General features: G+C 67.2%; 12 protein-coding genes, 1 tRNA gene and 3 rRNA genes. 14 read left to right on the forward strand and 2 right to left on the reverse strand.

Going from position 1 to position 21,663, the window contains the following annotated elements:
* The first annotated feature begins 26 nt into the window (after window positions 1-26).
* The 6 genes from eccD (at window position 27) to GSY65_RS27390 (ending at window position 7,302) form a co-directional block, all read left to right on the forward strand.
* Window positions 27-1,538, forward strand: coding sequence for a type VII secretion integral membrane protein EccD (gene eccD / locus GSY65_RS27365; protein ID WP_201452686.1), 1,512 nt, complete (start codon window positions 27-29; stop codon window positions 1,536-1,538).
* A gap of 263 nt (window positions 1,539-1,801) precedes the next feature.
* Complete coding sequence (gene rpsO, locus GSY65_RS27370; protein WP_030583699.1) at window positions 1,802-2,089, forward strand: 30S ribosomal protein S15; 288 nt, start codon at window positions 1,802-1,804, stop codon at window positions 2,087-2,089.
* A 358-nt stretch (window positions 2,090-2,447) separates the two neighbouring features.
* Window positions 2,448-4,667 (forward strand): polyribonucleotide nucleotidyltransferase, encoded by a 2,220-nt coding sequence (locus tag GSY65_RS27375; RefSeq protein ID WP_159773608.1) that lies wholly within the window; start codon window positions 2,448-2,450, stop codon window positions 4,665-4,667.
* Window positions 4,664-6,043 carry a M16 family metallopeptidase gene (locus GSY65_RS27380; RefSeq protein ID WP_159773610.1) on the forward strand — a complete coding sequence of 460 codons (1,380 nt, stop codon included), beginning with the start codon at window positions 4,664-4,666 and terminating at the stop codon, window positions 6,041-6,043. Before GSY65_RS27375 ends, GSY65_RS27380 begins: the two co-directional genes overlap by 4 nt.
* 34 nt (window positions 6,044-6,077) lie before the next feature.
* Window positions 6,078-6,830, forward strand: coding sequence for a 4-hydroxy-tetrahydrodipicolinate reductase (gene dapB / locus GSY65_RS27385; protein WP_159773612.1), 753 nt, complete (start codon window positions 6,078-6,080; stop codon window positions 6,828-6,830).
* 16 nt (window positions 6,831-6,846) lie between these two features.
* Entirely contained in the window at window positions 6,847-7,302 is a 456-nt protein-coding gene (locus tag GSY65_RS27390) for a hypothetical protein (RefSeq protein ID WP_159773614.1), read from the forward strand.
* Between the two features lie 244 nt (window positions 7,303-7,546).
* Here GSY65_RS27390 and GSY65_RS27400 read toward each other — a convergent pair whose 3' ends face one another.
* A complete protein-coding gene (locus GSY65_RS27400) occupies window positions 7,547-8,104 on the reverse strand; it encodes a hypothetical protein (protein WP_159773618.1) in 558 nt (185 codons plus the stop codon).
* 189 nt (window positions 8,105-8,293) lie between these two features.
* Between GSY65_RS27400 and thyX the strand changes: the two genes are divergently transcribed.
* From thyX to GSY65_RS27440, 8 genes are all read left to right on the forward strand, one after another.
* Window positions 8,294-9,034 (forward strand): FAD-dependent thymidylate synthase, encoded by a 741-nt coding sequence (gene thyX / locus GSY65_RS27405; RefSeq protein WP_159773620.1) that lies wholly within the window; start codon window positions 8,294-8,296, stop codon window positions 9,032-9,034.
* Window positions 9,035-9,245: 211 nt separating this feature from the next.
* A complete protein-coding gene (gene dapA / locus GSY65_RS27410; RefSeq protein WP_159773622.1) occupies window positions 9,246-10,145 on the forward strand; it encodes a 4-hydroxy-tetrahydrodipicolinate synthase in 900 nt (299 codons plus the stop codon).
* A gap of 170 nt (window positions 10,146-10,315) precedes the next feature.
* Complete coding sequence (locus GSY65_RS27415) at window positions 10,316-12,001, forward strand: ribonuclease J (RefSeq protein WP_159773647.1); 1,686 nt, start codon at window positions 10,316-10,318, stop codon at window positions 11,999-12,001.
* A gap of 499 nt (window positions 12,002-12,500) precedes the next feature.
* Window positions 12,501-14,027, forward strand: a 16S ribosomal RNA gene (locus tag GSY65_RS27420).
* Between the two features lie 305 nt (window positions 14,028-14,332).
* A 23S ribosomal RNA gene (locus tag GSY65_RS27425) occupies window positions 14,333-17,456 on the forward strand.
* An 89-nt stretch (window positions 17,457-17,545) separates the two neighbouring features.
* A 5S ribosomal RNA gene (gene rrf / locus GSY65_RS27430) occupies window positions 17,546-17,662 on the forward strand.
* The 16S, 23S and 5S rRNA genes sit together here, the layout of an rRNA operon.
* 114 nt (window positions 17,663-17,776) lie before the next feature.
* A complete protein-coding gene (locus tag GSY65_RS27435) occupies window positions 17,777-18,439 on the forward strand; it encodes a DegT/DnrJ/EryC1/StrS family aminotransferase (protein ID WP_159776440.1) in 663 nt (220 codons plus the stop codon).
* Window positions 18,440-18,536: 97 nt separating this feature from the next.
* Window positions 18,537-18,609 (forward strand) — tRNA-Thr (locus tag GSY65_RS27440).
* A gap of 64 nt (window positions 18,610-18,673) precedes the next feature.
* Here the strand turns inward: GSY65_RS27440 and GSY65_RS27445 are convergent.
* On the reverse strand, window positions 18,674-21,421 hold the full coding sequence (locus GSY65_RS27445) for a SpoIIE family protein phosphatase (RefSeq protein ID WP_159773649.1): 2,748 nt from the start codon (window positions 21,419-21,421) through the stop codon (window positions 18,674-18,676).
* Window positions 21,422-21,663: the final 242 nt, after the last annotated feature.

Raw genomic sequence — 21,663 nt, forward strand, 5'->3', positions numbered from 1 at the left:
GAACCAACACCGAGGGGGAGCAGCAGGTGAGCATGACGGCCTCCGCGACGGCAGCCGGAGCGGGCGGGCCCGGCCGGTCAGCCCCGGCCGGGGCGGGCGCGGGACTGGGCTTCTGCCGGGTCACGATCGTCGCGCCCGACAGCCGGATCGACGTGGCCCTGCCGGACGACGTGCCGGTCGCCGACCTCTGCCCGGAGATCCTCCGGCTGTCCCGGCAGAGCTCCGCCGAGGGCGCCCCGGTCGGCTACCACCTCGTGCGCCGCGACGGCACGGTCCTCGACAGCGCGCGCTCCTTCGCCGCACAGCGCATTCTCGACGGCGAACTTCTCACCCTGCGGCCGTTCGCCGACTCGCTGCCCCCGGCCGTCTTCGACGACGTCTCCGAAGCGGTGGCCTCCGCCGTGACCCGCGACCACCGGCTGTGGAGCGGCGATCTGACGCGCGTCGCCGGCCTCGTCGGCGGCGGCGTCCTGCCCGTCCTGCTCGCCTTCGTCGTCTGGACCGCCGACCCGCGGCACGACATGCACAGCCGGATCGGCGTCCTCGCGGCCGTGGCCGGTGTCGTCCTCCTCGCTCTCGCCGCCGTCCGTGCCCGCGTCTACGACGACCGTGCCTCCGCCGTCGCCCTCGGGCTCGGCGCCCTGGCCAACGCGGGCGTCGGTGGCTCCGGGCTCCTCCCGCTCGCGGACGGTCAGGGCGTCGGCAGACTGCAGTTCCTGCTCGGCTGCGCGGCGGTACTGGTGGCCTCCGTCGTCCTGACCGTCTGCTCCCCGCGCGGCGACGGCCCGTTCGTCGCCTGCGTCCTTGCCTCGGCCGTCGCCATGGTCACGGTGTTCGTCGCGATCCTGCTGAGCTGGACACCCACCGAGATCGCCGCCCTGTGCGCCCCCCTCGCCGTCATGACCTTGGCCTTCCTGCCCGGCATGTCCATGCGCTTCGCCCGCCTCCCCATCGGCTACGACCCCCCGAGCACCGGCCGCGCCGCGTACGGCGCCGACCCCGCCCCGCAGGAACCGGTGGACCTGGCCCGGATCGAGGCGCGGGCACGGCGCGGCCACGAACTGCTGGTCGGGCTCGTCGGCGGCTGCGCCCTGCTCGCCGTCGCCTCCGCCGCCGTCCTCGGTTTCTCCGGCGACGTCTGGGCGCAGCTGCTGGCGTTCGCGACCGGCGCCGCCCTCCTGATGCGCGCGCAGCTCTTCCGCTACACCGCCCAGGTGGGCGCCTGCCTCGCCGCGGGGCTCGGCAGCCTCGTCCTGCTGGGCCTCGGGCTGGCCCTCGACCCTCCGCACCCGGTGATCCGCGAGGCCCTGTCCGGGGACCGCACGGCCCTGGAGATCCGCACCGTCTGGCTCGTCGTCGTCATCGCCGCGCTGTCCGCGCTGATCACCGCGATCGGCCTGATCGTGCCCCGCAGCGGCCTCACCCCCTTCTGGGGCCGCTTCCTGGAGATCTTCGAGGGTTTCGTCCTGCTCACCCTCGTCCCGCTGGCCCTGGCCGTCTTCGACGTCTACACGGCCGCCCGCGCCATGACGGGCTGACCGCGACCACGCCGACGGCACCGGCGCCGCCCGCCACGGGGCGTCCGGCGCGGCTCCCCGGGGGGCGGGCCGGACCCCGGGGAGGACCGTCCTTCCGTACTGGTACGCTGTGTGACGGCCGTCTGTGTACGCATCCCGCGGACTCCCTCCAGGGACCCCGCGAGGCAGCGCCGACGGATCCCGCCACCCGAGTCACAGAAGTCCCCCTGAGACGAAGACCAGGGGCGCTCGGTGGCATCGAAGAGACTCAGAAGGAGTATCGCGTGTCGCTCGACGCCGCTACGAAGAAGCAGATCATCGCCGAGTTCGGTACCAAGGAGGGCGACACCGGCTCCCCCGAGGTCCAGGTCGCGATGCTCTCGCGCCGCATCTCGGACCTGACCGAGCACCTCAAGACCCACAAGCACGACCACCACTCCCGTCGTGGTCTGCTGATCCTGGTCGGTCAGCGCCGCCGTCTGCTGCAGTACCTGGCCAAGAAGGACATCCAGCGCTTCCGTACGCTGGTCGACCGCCTCGGCATCCGCCGCGGTGCGGCCGGCGCCAAGTAGGACGCCGTGAAGGGAGCGGTTCCCGAAACGATCGGGGGCCGCTCCCTTTGCCGTACATACGGGACCTTGCCGTACGTGCGGAAACGTGCGGAGTGTCACCACCCCTTTGTAGTGTGGTAGCACAACGCCATATGGACGACACAGCGTGAGGACACCCGCGACGGGTGACCGCACGTGACCGAACGAGGAGAAGCGCGCCAAGCCGCCGCCGGTCCTCGGTAGTGGCCCCCGGGGCAGCGAACCCCGGGTGCTTCGATCGAAGACCGGCCCGCACCGCACGGAGCGCTTCTCCGCCACCGTCCCCCTGTCACACGGACAGCGCGGGACAAAAGACGACAAAGTAACGGAGAGATCGCTAGTGGAGAACGAGACCCACTACGCCGAGGCCGTCATCGACAACGGCTCCTTCGGCACCCGCACCATCCGCTTCGAGACGGGCCGCCTGGCCCGCCAGGCCGCCGGCTCCGCCGTGGCCTACCTGGACGACGACACCATGGTGCTGTCGGCCACCACCGCCTCCAAGAACCCCAAGGACCAGCTCGACTTCTTCCCCCTCACGGTGGACGTCGAGGAGCGGATGTACGCCGCCGGCAAGATCCCCGGCAGCTTCTTCCGCCGCGAGGGCCGCCCCTCCGAGGACGCCATCCTCACCTGCCGCCTGATCGACCGCCCGCTGCGCCCGTCCTTCAAGAAGGGCCTGCGCAACGAGATCCAGGTCGTCGCCACGATCATGGCCCTCAACCCCGACCACCTGTACGACGTCGTCGCGATCAACGCCGCGTCCGCGTCCACGCAGCTGGCCGGCCTGCCCTTCTCCGGCCCGATCGGCGGCGTCCGCGTCGCGCTGATCAACGGCCAGTGGGTCGCCTTCCCGACCCACACCGAGCTGGAGTCCGCGGTCTTCGACATGGTCGTCGCCGGCCGTGTCCTGGAGGACGGCGACGTCGCGATCATGATGGTCGAGGCCGAGGCCACCGAGGAGACCATCAAGCTGGTCCAGGGCGGTGCCGAGGCGCCGACCGAGGAGGTCGTCGCCGCCGGTCTGGACGCCGCGAAGCCCTTCATCAAGGTCCTCTGCAAGGCCCAGTCCGACCTCGCCGCCAAGGCCGCCAAGCCGACCGGCGAGTTCCCGATCTTCCTCGACTACCAGGACGACGTCCTGGAGGCCCTCACGGCCGCCGTCAAGGACGAGCTCGCCCAGGCGCTCACCATCGCCGGCAAGCAGGAGCGCGAGACCGAGCTGGACCGCGTCAAGGCGCTCGCCGCCGAGAAGCTGCTCCCGCAGTTCGAGGGCCGCGAGAAGGAGATCTCCGCCGCGTACCGCTCGCTGACCAAGTCCCTGGTCCGTGAGCGCGTCATCAAGGAGAAGAAGCGCATCGACGGCCGCGGCGTCACGGACATCCGTACGCTCGCCGCCGAGGTCGAGGCCATCCCGCGCGTGCACGGCTCCGCGCTGTTCGAGCGTGGCGAGACCCAGATCCTGGGCGTCACCACCCTCAACATGCTCCGCATGGAGCAGCAGCTCGACACCCTCTCCCCGGTGACGCGCAAGCGCTACATGCACAACTACAACTTCCCGCCGTACTCCACCGGCGAGACCGGCCGCGTCGGCTCCCCGAAGCGCCGCGAGATCGGCCACGGCGCCCTCGCCGAGCGCGCCCTGATCCCGGTCCTGCCGACCCGCGAGGAGTTCCCCTACGCGATCCGCCAGGTGTCCGAGGCCCTCGGCTCCAACGGCTCGACGTCCATGGGCTCGGTCTGCGCCTCCACCATGTCGCTGCTGAACGCCGGTGTGCCGCTGAAGGCCCCCGTCGCCGGCATCGCCATGGGCCTGATCTCCCAGGAGATCGACGGCGAGACGCACTACGTCACCCTCACCGACATCCTCGGTGCGGAGGACGCCTTCGGCGACATGGACTTCAAGGTCGCCGGCACCAAGGAGTTCGTCACCGCCCTCCAGCTCGACACCAAGCTGGACGGCATCCCGGCCTCCGTCCTGGCCGCCGCCCTCAAGCAGGCCCGTGACGCCCGCCTCCACATCCTCGACGTGATGATGGAAGCGATCGACACCCCGGACGAGATGTCCCCCAACGCCCCGCGGATCATCACCGTCAAGATCCCCGTGGACAAGATCGGCGAGGTCATCGGCCCCAAGGGCAAGATGATCAACCAGATCCAGGAGGACACCGGCGCCGAGATCACGATCGAGGACGACGGCACCATCTACATCGGTGCCGCCGACGGCCCGGCCGCCGAGGCCGCCCGCGCCACGATCAACGGCATCGCCAACCCGACCATGCCGGAGGTCGGCGAGCGTTACCTGGGCACCGTCGTGAAGACGACGACCTTCGGCGCGTTCGTGTCGCTGCTCCCGGGCAAGGACGGTCTGCTGCACATCTCGCAGATCCGCAAGCTCGCCGGCGGCAAGCGCGTGGAGAACGTCGAGGACGTCCTCGGTGTGGGCCAGAAGGTCCAGGTCGAGATCGCCGAGATCGACTCCCGCGGCAAGCTCTCCCTCATCCCCGTGATCGAGGGCGAGGAAGGCTCGGACGAGAAGAAGGACGACGGCGACAAGTGACGTCCCGTAGCTCCAAGGCGACGGCCCGCACCTCCACGGAGGCGCGGGCCGTCGCCCGTACCCAAACCCTGATCAAGGGCGCCGGCGGCATCGGCACGGTCCGCAGGACCACCCTCCCGGGCGGCCTGCGCATCGTCACCGAGACCCTGCCGTCCGTGCGCTCCGCCACCTTCGGCATCTGGGCCCACGTCGGCTCCCGCGACGAGACACCCGCGCTGAACGGCGCCACGCACTACCTGGAGCACCTGCTCTTCAAGGGCACCACCCGCCGGAGCGCGCTCGACATATCGTCCGCGATCGACGCGGTCGGCGGCGAGATGAACGCGTTCACCGCGAAGGAGTACACGTGCTACTACGCGCGCGTGCTCGACTCCGACCTGCCCCTCGCCATCGACGTCGTCTGCGACATGCTCACCGGTTCGCTGATCCGTGAGGAGGACGTCGACGTCGAACGCGGCGCCATCCTCGAAGAGATCGCGATGACCGAGGACGACCCGGGCGACTGCGTGCACGACCTGTTCGCGCACACCATGTTCGGCGACACCCCGCTCGGCCGCCCCGTCCTCGGCACGGTCGACACGGTCAACGCCCTCACCGCCGACCGCATCCGCCGCTTCTACAAGAAGCACTACGACCCCACCCACCTCGTGGTCGCCTGCGCCGGCAACGTCGACCACAACAAGGTCGTACGCCTGGTCCGCGCCGCCTTCGAGAAGGCGGGCGCCCTCACCCGCACCGACGCCACCCCGATCGCCCCGCGCGAGGGCCACCGCAGCCTCCGCACGGCCGGCCGCGTCGAGCTGATCGGCCGCAGGACCGAGCAGGCCCACGTCGTCCTCGGCATGCCCGGCCTCGCCCGCACCGACGAGCGTCGCTGGGCCCTCGGCGTCCTCAACACCGCGCTCGGCGGCGGCATGTCCTCCCGCCTCTTCCAGGAGGTCCGGGAGAAGCGCGGCCTCGCCTACAGCGTGTACTCGTACACCTCCGGCTTCGCCGACTGCGGCCTCTTCGGCGTCTACGCGGGCTGCCGCCCCTCCCAGGTCCACGACGTGCTCAAGATCTGCCGCGACGAACTGGACCAGGTCGCCGAGCACGGACTGCCCGACGAGGAGATCGACCGGGCCATCGGCCAGCTGAAGGGCTCCACCGTCCTCGGCCTGGAGGACACCGGCGCCCTCATGAACCGCATCGGCAAGAGCGAGCTGTGCTGGGGCGAGCAGATGTCCGTCGACGAGATGCTGACCCGGATCGGGATGGTGACCCCGGACGACGTCCGTGCCGTGGCCCGCGACGTCCTGGGCCGGCGCCCCTCGCTGTCGGTGATCGGCCCGCTCAAGGACAAACAGGCGTCCCGACTCCACGACACCGTCGCCTGACCCCTCCCACAAGGCCCAGAAGGAAGCAAGACAGATGAGCAAGCTGCGCGTGGCGGTCCTCGGTGCCCAGGGCCGCATCGGCTCCGAGGCGGTCAGGGCCGTCGAGGCCGCCGAGGACATGGAACTGGTCGCCGCCCTGAGCCGGGGCGACAAGCTGGAGACCCTCACCGAGCAGGGCGCCCAGGTCGCCGTCGAACTGACCACGCCCGCCTCGGTCATGGACAACCTCGACTTCTGCGTCCGCCACGGCATCCACGCGGTCGTCGGGACCACGGGCTGGACCGACGAGCGCCTCGCGCAGCTGACCACCTGGCTGGACGGCTCCCCGGAGACCGGCGTGCTCATCGCGCCCAACTTCTCCATCGGAGCCGTCCTCACCATGAAGTTCGCGCAGATCGCCGCGCCCTACTTCGAGTCCGTCGAGGTCGTCGAGCTGCACCACCCGAACAAGGTCGACGCCCCCAGCGGCACCGCCACCCGCACCGCCCAGCTCATCGCCGAGGCCCGCCGCGCCGCCGGCACGGCCCCGGCGCCGGACGCCACGGCCACGGCCCTGGACGGCGCGCGGGGCGCCGACGTCGACGGCGTCCCCGTCCACGCCGTGCGCCTGCGTGGCCTCCTCGCCCACCAGGAGGTCCTGCTCGGCGGCGAGGGCGAGACCCTGACGATCCGTCATGACTCCCTGCACCACAGCAGCTTCATGCCGGGCATCCTGCTCGGCGCCCGCCGTGTGGTGCGGACCCCGGGCCTCACCCTCGGCCTCGAACACTTCCTCGACCTGGGCTGAACGGCCGGCACCCATCATGCGCGCGAAGATCACCTACGCCGTCACGGCGGCCGTCCTGGTCGTCTACTTCGTCCTGGTCGGCAGCCGCGGGGTCATGCTCATCGAGACCGGCACCCCGGTCACGATCGCCTTCGGCGTCGCCGTCCTCGTCCTGCCCGCGATCGGCATCTGGTTCCTGTGGAAGAACACCCAGTTCGTCCGCAGGGCCAACCAGCTCGCCGCCGAGCTCGACGCCGAAGGCGGCCTGCCCGTCGACGAGTTGAAGCGCACCCCGAGCGGCCGCATCGACCGCGCCTCGGCCGACGAGGTCTTCGCGCGGCGCAAGGCGGAGACCGAGGACGCCCCGGACGACTGGCGCACCTGGTTCCGCCTCGCCGTCGCCTACCACGACGCCCGCGACACCCCGCGGGCACGCAAGGCGATGCAGCGCGCGATCGCGCTCCACGACGGCAAGCCGCTCCCGACCGCCTGACATCCCGCACACGGGTGAGGGGCCGCCCCGCACGCGGACCGGCCCCTCACCCGTTCGGTCGACTACACGGCCCGCCCGTACTCGCCGTCGCCTACCACGACGCCCGCGACACCCCGCGGGCACGCAAGGCGATGCAGCGCGCGATCGCGCTCCACGACGGCAAGCCGCTCCCGACCGCCTGACATCCCGCACACGGGTGAGGGGCCGCCCCGCACGCGGACCGGCCCCTCACCCGTTCGGTCGACTACACGGCCCGCCCGTACTCGGCCGCCCACGCCTCGATCGTGTCGGCCGCCCGGTCGAAGGCCTCCGTACGCGCCAGGAAGTCGGCGTTGTGGCTGGTCATCAGCGGCGTCACATACTCCTGGACACGGTCCCTGCGGACGAGGAGCAGCGCCTGCCCCTGCACGGACCGCGGCAGCCCGAGCCATCGCACCGGCTGCTGCACCGTGCGCACCGAGACGGCCGGGTCCCAGGACGCCGTCCGCGTCCGGAAGAAGCTCACCTGACGCACGCCCCGCGCGCTCACCCAGACGCCGACCCGCAGCAGCCGCAGGGTGCAGGCGATGATCAGCAGCGCCGCCCCGAAGCACAGCGCGCCCGCCTGCGGCGTCTCGGCCGCCGCGATGACGACCGCCGCGACCAGCACGTACGAGGCGAGCAGCAGCAGGAGCGCGGCCGTGCCGACCCGCCACGGGCCGGGACGGTAGGGCCGCCGCCAGCGGTCGCGGTCGTCGAACGGCAGCGCCTCGTCCACCGCCTGGTCGAAGGCGCGGTCGGCGGTCAGGAAGGGCAGGGGCACGGCTGATCCTCACTCAATCCACGCACAGGTTGTGCCGGGTGAGGCTACCGAGCCGGACCGGGGCCCACCACTCTCGGGGGCCGACGGTGGGCACAAGGCGGGACGACTCAGGCCATACGGCCTCCCGTCGGTGGCGGCCCGTAGAGTGGGCGCCGCCCGAGAGCAGCCATGGGAAGGACCTTCCGAGCCGTGACCGACACCCCCGCCGACGATCTCAAGCCCAGCTTCCGCAGCGATGTCACCGTCGAGCTGGTCAAGCACAGCGCGTCCGACTCCGACGTGCTGTGGGCCGCCCGCGTCTCCACCGCCGGCGAGCAGTCGCTGGACGAGCTGGAGAAGGACCCGGAACGCTCCAAGGGCCTCATCAACTACCTCATGCGGGACCGGCACGGCAGCCCGTTCGAGCACAACTCGATGACCTTCTTCATCAGCGCCCCGATCTTCGTCTTCCGCGAGTTCATGCGCCACCGGGTGGGCTGGAGTTACAACGAGGAGAGCGGCCGCTACAGGGAGCTCCAGCCCGTTTTCTACGTCCCCGACGAGTCCCGCAAGCTCGTCCAGGAGGGCCGCCCCGGCAAGTACGTCTTCGTCGAGGGCACGCAGGCCCAGCACGAGCTGGTGGGCCGGATCACGGAGGACGCGTACGTCCACGCCTACGAGGCGTACCAGGAGATGCTCGGCGCCGGCGTGGCCCGCGAGGTCGCCCGTACGGTCCTCCCGGTCGGTCTCTACTCCTCGATGTACGCCACGTGCAACGCCCGCTCACTGATGCACTTCCTCGGCCTGCGCACCCAGCACGAGCTGGCGAAGGTGCCGTCCTTCCCGCAGCGGGAGATCGAGATGGTCGGCGAGAAGATGGAGGCCGCGTGGGCCGAGCTCATGCCGCTGACCCATGCCGCGTTCAATGCCAACGGTCGCGTGGCTCCCTGATCGACAGACGGGTTTCGGCCAGGCACAGATGTGCGGGTCAGCCGAGCGAAGTGTCCGTATTGCGGCATTTCGCGAAGTTCATCTAGCCTGATCAAACGGACCCGGCACTGCTTGAACCCCCGAGCAGGCAGTGCCGGGCTCCGCATTTGTCCTGACTTTTCCCGTCCCCCGAGGGCAGACCGCGCCCTGAGCAACGAGTAGCGTGTTACCCATGGCTCCGACCTCGACTCCGCAGACCCCCTTCGGGCGGGTCCTCACCGCCATGGTCACGCCCTTCACGGCGGACGGCGCACTCGACCTCGACGGCGCGCAGCGGCTCGCCACCCACCTGGTGGACGCAGGCAACGACGGCCTGGTGATCAACGGGACCACCGGCGAGTCCCCCACCACCAGCGACGCGGAGAAATCGGACCTGGTACGCGCCGTCCTGGAGGCCGTCGGCGACCGCGCCCACATCATCGCCGGCGTCGGCACGAACGACACCCACCACAGCATCGAGCTGGCCCGCGCCGCCGAGGGGATCGGCGCGCACGGCCTCCTCGTCGTCACGCCGTACTACAACAAGCCCCCGCAGGAGGGCCTGTACCGCCACTTCCGGGCCATCGCCGACGCCGCCGACCTCCCGGTGATGCTCTACGACATCCCGGGCCGCAGCGGTGTCCCCATCGACACCGAGACGATCGTCCGCCTCGCCGAGCACCCGCGGATCGTCGCCAACAAGGACGCCAAGGGCGACCTCGGCCGCGCCAGCTGGGCCATCGCCCGCTCGGGCCTCGCCTGGTACTCCGGTGACGACATGCTGAACCTGCCGCTGCTCTCCGTGGGCGCTGTCGGCTTCGTCTCCGTCGTGGGCCACGTCGTCACCCCGGAGCTGCGCACCCTCGTCGAGGCGTACGTCTCCGGCGACGTCCAGAAGGCCACCGAGATCCACCAGAAGCTGCTCCCGGTCTTCACGGGCATGTTCCGCACCCAGGGTGTGATGACCACCAAGGCGGCGCTCGCCCTCCAGGGACTGCCCGCCGGACCGCTGCGCGCCCCCATGGTCGAGCTCTCGCCCGAGGAGACCGCCCAGCTCAAGATCGATCTTGCTGCCGGCGGGGTACAGCTCTGACACCGGACTTCGCGCGACGCGAGCCCGACATCGCACAGCGCGGCACACGACTTCACAACTGAATACGCAGGACGCGAGTGCCTGCATCCCCCTACACAACTGCTCATGCACGAACGTCACGCGCGCCACGTGCCACGGAGGCACGTGGCGCGCGTGGTGAGGAGAGTCTTTTGAGTCATCCGCATCCTGAACTGGGCTCGCCCCCGCCCCTTCCCGAGGGTGGCCTGCGGGTCACCCCGCTCGGCGGCCTCGGCGAAATCGGCCGGAACATGACCGTCTTCGAGTACGGCGGCCGACTGCTGATCGTCGACTGCGGAGTGCTCTTCCCCGAGGAGGAGCAGCCCGGAATCGATCTCATCCTGCCGGACTTCTCGTCCATCCGGGACCGTCTCGACGACATCGAGGGCATCGTCCTCACGCACGGCCACGAGGACCACATCGGTGGTGTCCCGTATCTGCTGCGCGAGAAGCCCGACATCCCGCTGATCGGCTCCAAGCTGACCCTCGCCCTCATCGAGGCCAAGCTCCAGGAGCACCGCATCCGCCCGTACACCCTTGAGGTGGCGGAGGGGAACCGCGAGCGCATCGGTCCCTTCGACTGCGAGTTCGTCGCGGTCAACCACTCCATCCCCGACGCCCTGGCCGTGGCGATCCGCACTCCCGCGGGCATGGTCGTCCACACCGGCGACTTCAAGATGGACCAGCTGCCGCTGGACAACCGTCTGACCGACCTCCACGCGTTCGCCCGGCTGAGCGAGGAGGGCATCGACCTCCTGCTCTCCGACTCGACCAACGCCGAGGTCCCGGGGTTCACCGCGCACGAGCGGGACATCTCCAACGTCCTGCGCCAGGTCTTCGCGGGCGCCCGCAAGCGCATCATCGTGGCCAGCTTCGCCAGCCACATCCACCGCATCCAGCAGATCCTGGACGCGGCCCACGAGTACGGCCGCCGGGTCGCCTTCGTGGGCCGGTCGATGGTCCGCAACATGGGCATCGCGAGGGACCTGGGCTATCTGAGGGTCCCGCCGGGTCTTGTCGTGGACGTGAAGACGCTCGACGACCTGCCCGACCACGAGGTCGTCCTGGTCTGCACGGGTTCCCAGGGTGAGCCGATGGCGGCCCTGTCCCGCATGGCCAACCGGGACCACCAGATCCGCATCGTCCAGGGCGACACGGTGATCCTGGCCTCGTCCCTGATCCCGGGCAACGAGAACGCGGTCTACCGCGTCATCAACGGGCTGACCCGCTGGGGCGCGAACGTCGTCCACAAGGGCAACGCCAAGGTCCATGTCTCCGGACACGCCTCGGCCGGAGAGCTGCTGTACTTCTACAACATCTGCCGCCCGAAGAACCTGATGCCGGTCCACGGCGAATGGCGCCATCTGCGGGCCAACGCCGAACTGGGCGCCATGACCGGCGTCCCGCACGACCGCATCGTCATCGCCGAGGACGGCGTCGCCGTCGACCTCATCGAGGGCAAGGCCAGGATCTCCGGCAAGGTCCAGGCGGGTTACGTCTACGTCGACGGCCTCTCGGTCGGCGATGTCGGGGAGCCGGCCCTGAAGGACCGCAAGATCCTCGGCGACGAGGGCATCATCTCCGTCTTCGTGGTGGTGGACGCCTCCACCGGCAAGATCACCGGCGGCCCGCACATCCAGGCCCGCGGCTCCGGTATCGAGGACTCCGCCTTCGGTGACGTCATCCCGAGGATCACCGAGGTCCTGGAGCGTTCGGCGCAGGACGGGGTCGTCGAGCCCCACCAGCTGCAGCAACTCATCCGACGGACCCTGGGCAAGTGGGTCTCGGACACGTACCGACGCAGGCCGATGATCCTGCCTGTGGTGGTTGAGGTCTGACCCTCCGTCAGCGTCTGACCGGGAGCGGGGCCCCTCGATTTGCATCGGGGCGCCCCGCTCCAGTAGGTTTACGGCTCCGCCCAGGGGGGGACCCGACGCAACTGTGCGTCAGGAGCCACCCGGACCGGGCGGGAATTCCGACTCAGAACCTCTGATAAAGTCGGAATCGCCGGAAAGGGAAACGCGAAAGTGGGAACCTGGAAAGCACCGAGGAAATCGGATCGGAAAAGGATCTGATAGAGTCGGAAACGCAAGACCGAAGGGAAGCGCCCGGAGGAAAGCCCGAGAAGTTGCTCGGGTGAGTACAAAGGAAGCGTCCGTTCCTTGAGAACTCAACAGCGTGCCAAAAATCAACGCCAGATATGTTGATACCCCGTCTCCGGCCGGTTGGTCGAGGCGAGGTTCCTTTGAAATAAACACAGCGAGGACGCTGTGAACCATCGGATCATTCCTCCGGTGGTTCCGCTCTCGTGTGTGTGCACCGGATGACCGGTAAACATTCACGGAGAGTTTGATCCTGGCTCAGGACGAACGCTGGCGGCGTGCTTAACACATGCAAGTCGAACGATGAAGCCCTTCGGGGTGGATTAGTGGCGAACGGGTGAGTAACACGTGGGCAATCTGCCCTTCACTCTGGGACAAGCCCTGGAAACGGGGTCTAATACCGGATACGACGCGCTCGGGCATCCGATGTGCGTGGAAAGCTCCGGCGGTGAAGGATGAGCCCGCGGCCTATCAGCTTGTTGGTGAGGTAACGGCTCACCAAGGCGACGACGGGTAGCCGGCCTGAGAGGGCGACCGGCCACACTGGGACTGAGACACGGCCCAGACTCCTACGGGAGGCAGCAGTGGGGAATATTGCACAATGGGCGAAAGCCTGATGCAGCGACGCCGCGTGAGGGATGACGGCCTTCGGGTTGTAAACCTCTTTCAGCAGGGAAGAAGCGAGAGTGACGGTACCTGCAGAAGAAGCGCCGGCTAACTACGTGCCAGCAGCCGCGGTAATACGTAGGGCGCGAGCGTTGTCCGGAATTATTGGGCGTAAAGAGCTCGTAGGCGGTCTGTCGCGTCGGATGTGAAAGCCCGGGGCTTAACCCCGGGTCTGCATTCGATACGGGCAGACTAGAGTGTGGTAGGGGAGATCGGAATTCCTGGTGTAGCGGTGAAATGCGCAGATATCAGGAGGAACACCGGTGGCGAAGGCGGATCTCTGGGCCATTACTGACGCTGAGGAGCGAAAGCGTGGGGAGCGAACAGGATTAGATACCCTGGTAGTCCACGCCGTAAACGGTGGGAACTAGGTGTTGGCGACATTCCACGTCGTCGGTGCCGCAGCTAACGCATTAAGTTCCCCGCCTGGGGAGTACGGCCGCAAGGCTAAAACTCAAAGGAATTGACGGGGGCCCGCACAAGCAGCGGAGCATGTGGCTTAATTCGACGCAACGCGAAGAACCTTACCAAGGCTTGACATACACCGGAAACATCCAGAGATGGGTGCCCCCTTGTGGTCGGTGTACAGGTGGTGCATGGCTGTCGTCAGCTCGTGTCGTGAGATGTTGGGTTAAGTCCCGCAACGAGCGCAACCCTTGTTCTGTGTTGCCAGCATGCCTTTCGGGGTGATGGGGACTCACAGGAGACTGCCGGGGTCAACTCGGAGGAAGGTGGGGACGACGTCAAGTCATCATGCCCCTTATGTCTTGGGCTGCACACGTGCTACAATGGCAGGTACAATGAGCTGCGAAGCCGTGAGGCGGAGCGAATCTCAAAAAGCCTGTCTCAGTTCGGATTGGGGTCTGCAACTCGACCCCATGAAGTCGGAGTTGCTAGTAATCGCAGATCAGCAGTGCTGCGGTGAATACGTTCCCGGGCCTTGTACACACCGCCCGTCACGTCACGAAAGTCGGTAACACCCGAAGCCGGTGGCCCAACCCCTTGTGGGAGGGAGCTGTCGAAGGTGGGACTGGCGATTGGGACGAAGTCGTAACAAGGTAGCCGTACCGGAAGGTGCGGCTGGATCACCTCCTTTCTAAGGAGCACCTGGCCTCTTTCGGGGGGTCCAGACGCCAGAACATCAGCGAATGTCTGATGCTGGTCGCTCATGGGTGGAACGTTGATTATTCGGCACGGTCGGGATGGATGAGAGCGCTAGTACTGCTTCGGCGTGGAACGCGAAGCTCATCGGTTGATCGTGTCGGGCACGCTGTTGGGTGTCTGAGGGTGCGAGCGTTGCTCGTCCTTCGGTGCCGGCCCCAGTGAACTCGAACCGGGTGGTTCGGGGTGGTGGGTGGTTGGTCGTTGTTTGAGAACTGCACAGTGGACGCGAGCATCTGTGGCCAAGTTTTTAAGGGCGCACGGTGGATGCCTTGGCACCAGGAACCGATGAAGGACGTGGGAGGCCACGATAGGCCCCGGGGAGTCGTCAACCAGGCTTTGATCCGGGGGTGTCCGAATGGGGAAACCCGGCAGTCGTCATGGGCTGTCACCCTTGCCTGAACACATAGGGCAAGTGGAGGGAACGCGGGGAAGTGAAACATCTCAGTACCCGCAGGAAGAGAAAACAACCGTGATTCCGGGAGTAGTGGCGAGCGAAACTGGATGAGGCCAAACCGTATGCGTGTGAGACCCGGCAGGGGTTGCGTATACGGGGTTGTGGGATCTCTCTTTCACAGTCTGCCGGCTGTGAGGCGAGTCAGAAACCGTTGATGTAGGCGAAGGACATGCGAAAGGTCCGGCGTAGAGGGTAAGACCCCCGTAGCTGAAACATCAGCGGCTCGTTTGAGAGACACCCAAGTAGCACGGGGCCCGAGAAATCCCGTGTGAATCTGGCGGGACCACCCGCTAAGCCTAAATATTCCCTGGTGACCGATAGCGGATAGTACCGTGAGGGAATGGTGAAAAGTACCCCGGGAGGGGAGTGAAATAGTACCTGAAACCGTGTGCCTACAAGCCGTGGGAGCGTCGCGTTGAGTGCTTGCACTCAACGTCGTGACTGCGTGCCTTTTGAAGAATGAGCCTGCGAGTTTGCGGTGTGTTGCGAGGTTAACCCGGGTGGGGTAGCCGTAGCGAAAGCGAGTCCGAACAGGGCGTTTGAGTAGCACGCTCAAGACCCGAAGCGGAGTGATCTAGCCATGGGCAGGTTGAAGCGGAGGTAAGACTTCGTGGAGGACCGAACCCACCAGGGTTGAAAACCTGGGGGATGACCTGTGGTTAGGGGTGAAAGGCCAATCAAACTCCGTGATAGCTGGTTCTCCCCGAAATGCATTTAGGTGCAGCGTCGTGTGTTTCTTGCCGGAGGTAGAGCACTGGATAGGCGATGGGCCCTACCGGGTTACTGACCTTAGCCAAACTCCGAATGCCGGTAAGTGAGAGCGCGGCAGTGAGACTGTGGGGGATAAGCTCCATGGTCGAGAGGGAAACAGCCCAGAGCATCGACTAAGGCCCCTAAGCGTACGCTAAGTGGGAAAGGATGTGGAGTCGCAGAGACAACCAGGAGGTTGGCTTAGAAGCAGCCACCCTTGAAAGAGTGCGTAATAGCTCACTGGTCTAGTGATTCCGCGCCGACAATGTAGCGGGGCTCAAGCGTACCGCCGAAGTCGTGTCATTGCGATATGTACCCCCAACGGGGATCGTGATGGGTAGGGGAGCGTCGTCTGCCGGGTGAAGCAGCCGTGTAAGCGAGTTGTGGACGGTTGACGAGTGAGAATGCAGGCATGAGTAGCGATACAAACGTGAGAAACGTTTGCGCCGATTGACCAAGGGTTCCTGGGTCAAGCTGATCTGCCCAGGGTAAGTCGGGACCTAAGGCGAGGCCGACAGGCGTAGTCGATGGATAACCGGTTGATATTCCGGTACCCGCTGTGAAGCGTCAAACATCGAACCAGGCGATGCTAAGTCCGTGAAGCCGCCCCGGAGCCTTCGGGTGAAGGGGAGTGGTGGAGCCGACGAACCAGACTTGTAGTAGGTGAGTGATGGGGTGACGCAGGAAGGTAGTCCATCCCGGGCGGTGGTTGTCCCGGGGTAAGGGTGTAGGACGTCGGGTAGGTAAATCCGCCTGGCATGCAGTCTGAGACCTGATGCCGAGCCGATTGTGGTGAAGTGGATGATCCTATGCTGTCGAGAAAAGCCTCTAGCGAGTTTCATGGCGGCCCGTACCCTAAACCGACTCAGGTGGTCTGGTAGAGAATACCGAGGCGTTCGGGTGAACTATGGTTAAGGAACTCGGCAAAATGCCCCCGTAACTTCGGGAGAAGGGGGGCCACGCCTGGTGAGAGCACGTGCTGCTTGAGCTGGGGGTGGCCGCAGAGACCAGCGAGAAGCGACTGTTTACTAAAAACACAGGTCCGTGCGAAGCCGTAAGGCGATGTATACGGACTGACGCCTGCCCGGTGCTGGAACGTTAAGGGGACCGGTTAGCTCACTTTCGGGTGGGCGAAGCTGAGAACTTAAGCGCCAGTAAACGGCGGTGGTAACTATAACCATCCTAAGGTAGCGAAATTCCTTGTCGGGTAAGTTCCGACCTGCACGAATGGCGTAACGACTTCTCGACTGTCTCAACCATAGGCCCGGTGAAATTGCACTACGAGTAAAGATGCTCGTTTCGCGCAGCAGGACGGAAAGACCCCGGGACCTTTACTACAGTTTGATATTGGTGTTCGGTTCGGCTTGTGTAGGATAGCTGGGAGACTGTGAACTCTGGACGCCAGTTCAGGGGGAGTCGTCGTTGAAATACCAGTCTGGTCGTGCTGGATGTCTAACCCGGGTCCGTGATCCGGATCGGGGACAGTGTCTGATGGGTAGTTTAACTGGGGCGGTTGCCTCCTAAAGGGTAACGGAGGCGCCCAAAGGTTCCCTCAGCCTGGTTGGCAATCAGGTGGTGAGTGTAAGTGCACAAGGGAGCTTGACTGTGAGACCGACGGGTCGAGCAGGGACGAAAGTCGGGACTAGTGATCCGGCGGTGGCTTGTGGAAGCGCCGTCGCTCAACGGATAAAAGGTACCCCGGGGATAACAGGCTGATCTTCCCCAAGAGTCCATATCGACGGGATGGTTTGGCACCTCGATGTCGGCTCGTCGCATCCTGGGGCTGGAGTCGGTCCCAAGGGTTGGGCTGTTCGCCCATTAAAGCGGTACGCGAGCTGGGTTTAGAACGTCGTGAGACAGTTCGGTCCCTATCCGCTGTGCGCGTAGGAGTCTTGAGAAGGGCTGTCCCTAGTACGAGAGGACCGGGACGGACGAACCTCTGGTGTGCCAGTTGTTCTGCCAAGGGCATGGCTGGTTGGCTACGTTCGGGAGGGATAACCGCTGAAAGCATCTAAGCGGGAAGCCTGCTTCGAGATGAGGACTCCCACCCACTTGATGGGGTAAGGCTCCCAGTAGACGACTGGGTTGATAGGCCGGATCTGGAAGCACGGTAACGTGTGGAGGTGACCGGTACTAATAGGCCGAGGGCTTGTCCTCAGTTGCTCGCGTCCACTGTGTTGGTTCTGAAACCACGAACAACCCCGCGTTTGTCACAGAGCGTGGTGCGGTTGATTGTTTCATAGTGTTTCGGTGGTCATAGCGTGAGGGAAACGCCCGGTTACATTCCGAACCCGGAAGCTAAGCCTCACAGCGCCGATGGTACTGCAGGGGGGACCCTGTGGGAGAGTAGGACGCCGCCGAACAATTGTTGATAGAGCTGGTCCCCGAATTTCGGTTCGGGGACCAGCTCTTTTTTGTTGTGCGTCACTTGGCGTTCACGTTGCGCGACGAGGATCCGCGCCATGGGTACCGTTGGAATGCTCAAGGCCGCAGGTGTCGGCGCCGGTGACGAGGTGGTCGTGCCGGCGTTCGGGAACCCCGAGGTCGCCCAGGCAGTGAGCCTGACAGGGGCAGTGCCGGTCTTCGCGGACATAGATCCGCTGTCGTACTGCCTGGACGCGGCGGCCGTCGAGGCCGCGGTGACCTCGCGGACCGTGGCAGTCGTTGCCGTGCACCGCTTCGGCCGGTCGGCGGACATCGTCGCACTGCACCAAGTGGGCCAGCGACACAGCCTGTTGGTGCTGGAACAAGGCGAGTCCGAGGCTCCGTACAGCGAGGTCGGGGTGCGCCGGGAGCGCGCCGCGTACCTCAGTACGAAGCTGAAAGGCGTGCGGACCCCGATCGGATGCGACGGGCACACCTTCCAGCAGTACGTCGTCCGAGTGCCGGGCAACGGGCGGCCGGACCGGGACGCGTTCGCACGGGCCGTCAAGGCCAAAGGAGTTGAGTGCAGCGTGCCGGTGAAGACCCCCGTGCACCGCATGCCGGAGTTCCGGCGCGACATACGCCTGCCCGAGACCGAGCGGGCCGCCGACGAGACGCTCGCGCTGTCCATCGGCGGGAACATGTCGCGGCGTGAGCTGCACCGGCTGGTGTCCGCCTGCAACGCGCTCGGCGGACTGCTGCAGCCGGCGTTCTGAGAGCGGTCGCCCGGCGCACCGGCTTGGTTTGGGAGCACAGCTCTGTTCGGGGTATGATCTATTCCGTTGCCGCGGGGGAAACCTCGAAAAGCGACAAGCCCCTATAGCTCAGTCGGCAGAGCGTCTCCATGGTAAGGAGAAGGTCAACGGTTCGATTCCGTTTGGGGGCTCAGCCAAGAGGCCCCGCCCATCCGGGCGGGGCCTTTCTCATGCCGGTTTCCGGTCCCCGCCCGCTCAGTCCCGCTGCAGGCCCGGAACACGCATCGCCAGGATCGCCATGTCGTCCGACGGGGCGTCCGAAGCGAAGCGTTCGACCGCGCGCATCACCCGGGCCGCGACAGCACCGGCCGTCAGACCCGTACAGGTCGTGAGGACCTCCGTGAGGCCGTCGTCGCCCAACATGCGGGTGCCCTCACGGCGTTCGGTGACGCCGTCCGTGACACAGAGCAGGACGTCACCGGGATCCAGGGTGACCGTCTGCTCGTACAGCTCCAGGTCCTCCATGACACCGAGGAGGGGCTGCGGTTCGGCGGCGGGCTCCACCGTGCCGTCCTGGCGGAGACGGAGCGGCAGCGGATGCCCGGCGCAGACGACCTTCAGGACGGCACTGCCGTCCTCCTGAGGCCACAACTCGCCGTACAGCAGGGTCAGGAAGCGGCTGCGGGCACCCTCGTCGATGATGGCGGAATTCAGGCGCTCCAGGACGGCCGGGCCGCCGTACCCCTCGCGGGCCAGCAGGCGCAGGGCATGACGGGCCAGGCCGGTGACCGCGGCGGCCTCCGGGCCCGTACCGCAGACGTCGCCGATGGCGAAGCCGTACGCACCGTCACGGATCGGGAAGAGGTCGTAGAAGTCGCCGCCCACCTCGTTGCCCTCGCCGGCCGCGCGGTAGATGACCTCGACCTCGACACCGTCGATGTCCGGAAGCTCCGGCGGGAGCAGACTCCGCTGGAGGGACTGGCTGATGGCCACGCGCTCCGAGTACAGGCGGGCGTTGTCCAGAGCCAGGGCGGCCCTGCGGGACAGGTCCTCAGCGAGCTCCAGGATCTCCTGGCGGAAGTGCTCGTCCGTCGGCTTGCCGAGCGTGAGCATGCCGATGACGCGGTTGCGGGCCACCAGAGGCAGGACGACCGTCTCCCCGCCCACCGCCGAGGCCGTCGCCAGGGTCGTGCCGATGCCCGAGCTGACCGTGGCCGGCTCGCCCAGACCCAGGCTGCGCATCGAGGTGTGCAGAGCCGCACGGTGGCCCGCCTCCGCGGGGGCCGTCCACACACGGGCACCCGGCGTCGGGATCGGCTCGGGCGGCGGGATCTTCGACAGGAGGGCCTTGAGACCGTCGATGAGGTCCTCGTCCTCGTGGAGCACGTACGAGAGGTACGGGTCGGACGCCTGGTCGGCGATCGTGTACACCGCGCACCAGGTCGCGAGCGTCGGAATCGTCATCTGGGCCATCAGGGCCAGTGTCTGGTCGCGGTCCAGGGTGCCCGCGAGAAGGTCGGAGGCCTCGACGAGGAACGACAGGGAACCGCGGCGCAGACGCTCCAGCTCACCCAGGCGGGCCGACTCGACGGCGAGAGCGATACGGTCGGCGGCGAACTGCAGGCGCAGGGCCTCCTCGTTGGAATAGCGGCTCGCGGCCTCCGCGGCGACGCCGAGGGAACCGGTGAGGCGGCCCTCGACCTTCAGCGGGACCGTGACGACCGACCGCATGCCCGTGCCGTTGAGCAGGGGGACCGCGCCGGGGACGGCCGCGAGATCGTCATGGACGGCCGGCATGCGGGCCGAGCCGTAGCGGCCGGGGCCGGCCTCCACGGGGACGCGTGCGAAGCGCTGACGGGCCGAGGGAAGACCGGTGGAGGCACGTACCTCCAGCTCGGTCTCGTCGTCGGTCGCGAGCAGCAGGAACGCGGAGTCGCCGTCGAGCATGTCGCGGGCGCGCTCCACCGTGCGCTGGAGGAGGCCGTCCAGGTCGTCCGGGGCGGGGGAACCGATGAAGACCTCGAACGGGTCCGTGGCCTGGCCGCCCTCGCCGGAGCCGCCCGAATCGCCGGTCGGGACGCGGTTCGGGGTCTGCAGGACGGCCCGCTCGTGGTCCCGTACGAGAAGGCAGACCGTGGACGGTTCGCCCGCGGCGTCACGCACCCGGAGGTGGGAGGCGTACACCGGGGTCACCCGGCCGTTGGCGCCGCGGATGCCGTAACTGCCCTCCCAGCGGGAGAGTTGGAGGGCCTCCGCGACCCCCGTGCTGGTGCCGGGGGTGTGCGGCCAGGCGGCGAGGTCGGTGAGCGGCTTGCCGATGACCTGGTCCGCGGCGTAGCCGAAGAGTTCCTCCGCGTCCTCGTTCCACGCGTTGATCGCGCCCGCGCGGTCGATCTGGACGACGGCGACGCGGACCCGGCCGTCGGCGAGGGGGAGCAGGTCGGCAGGGAGCGACGGGCCTGCGGTGCGGGTGCCCACGGGGCGGTCGGGTAGGTCGAGTTGGAACCAGACCTGCTTGTGGGTGGGGGTGTACTCGACGCCCCACCGGCCGGCCATCGCCGCGCACAACTGGAGACCGCGACCCCCCTCGCGGTCCGGGCTGCCCATGTTGACGGGGCTGGACTGGAGGGGGATCTCGCGCTCGGGGTACCTGTCGGCGACCTCGATGCGTACCCCGTCCTCCGCGCGCAGACACAGCACGTCGGCCGAGGTGCCCGCGTGGACCACCGCGTTGGTGACCAGTTCGCTGGTGAGGACCACGGCGTCGTCGACGATGTCGGCGAAGCCCCAGCCCTGGAGGGTGTCGCGGACGAACGAGCGGGCCGTCGCGACGGATCGCGAGACGGGCTCGAAACTGGCGGCCGCGCGCGCGGTGATCACAGAACTCCTTGTCCGGTTCTCGTCGTGCGAGGACCCACGACCGACCTCCTGCCGAGGCAGAGGCTGATCATCCTTCGGCCCGGGGTCCTGGGGGGCCTCCCCAGGATGCAGTCCGGTGGTCATGGTGCGGCCGCCCCTCCGATGCCTGCCCGCTCGTGCTCGTGCGCCACCGCCCAGGCCGGACAGGACCGGCATGGCTGGACAGCCGCATGCAAGGTTACTTACCTTCGCCGTCCATGCGGATGCCGGTCGTCTGTGTTTCCGCCCGGAGGTGTGCGGACCGTGTGCGAAGCTGCCGAACTGTTATGGCCTGGTTCGGCCAGGGTGAAACACTGGGCAGGAATCCAGGAGAAGGCCGGGTCGGA

Origin of the sequence: Streptomyces sp. HM190 (assembly GCF_009857135.1) — a bacterium.
GTDB lineage: Bacteria > Actinomycetota > Actinomycetes > Streptomycetales > Streptomycetaceae > Streptomyces > Streptomyces heilongjiangensis.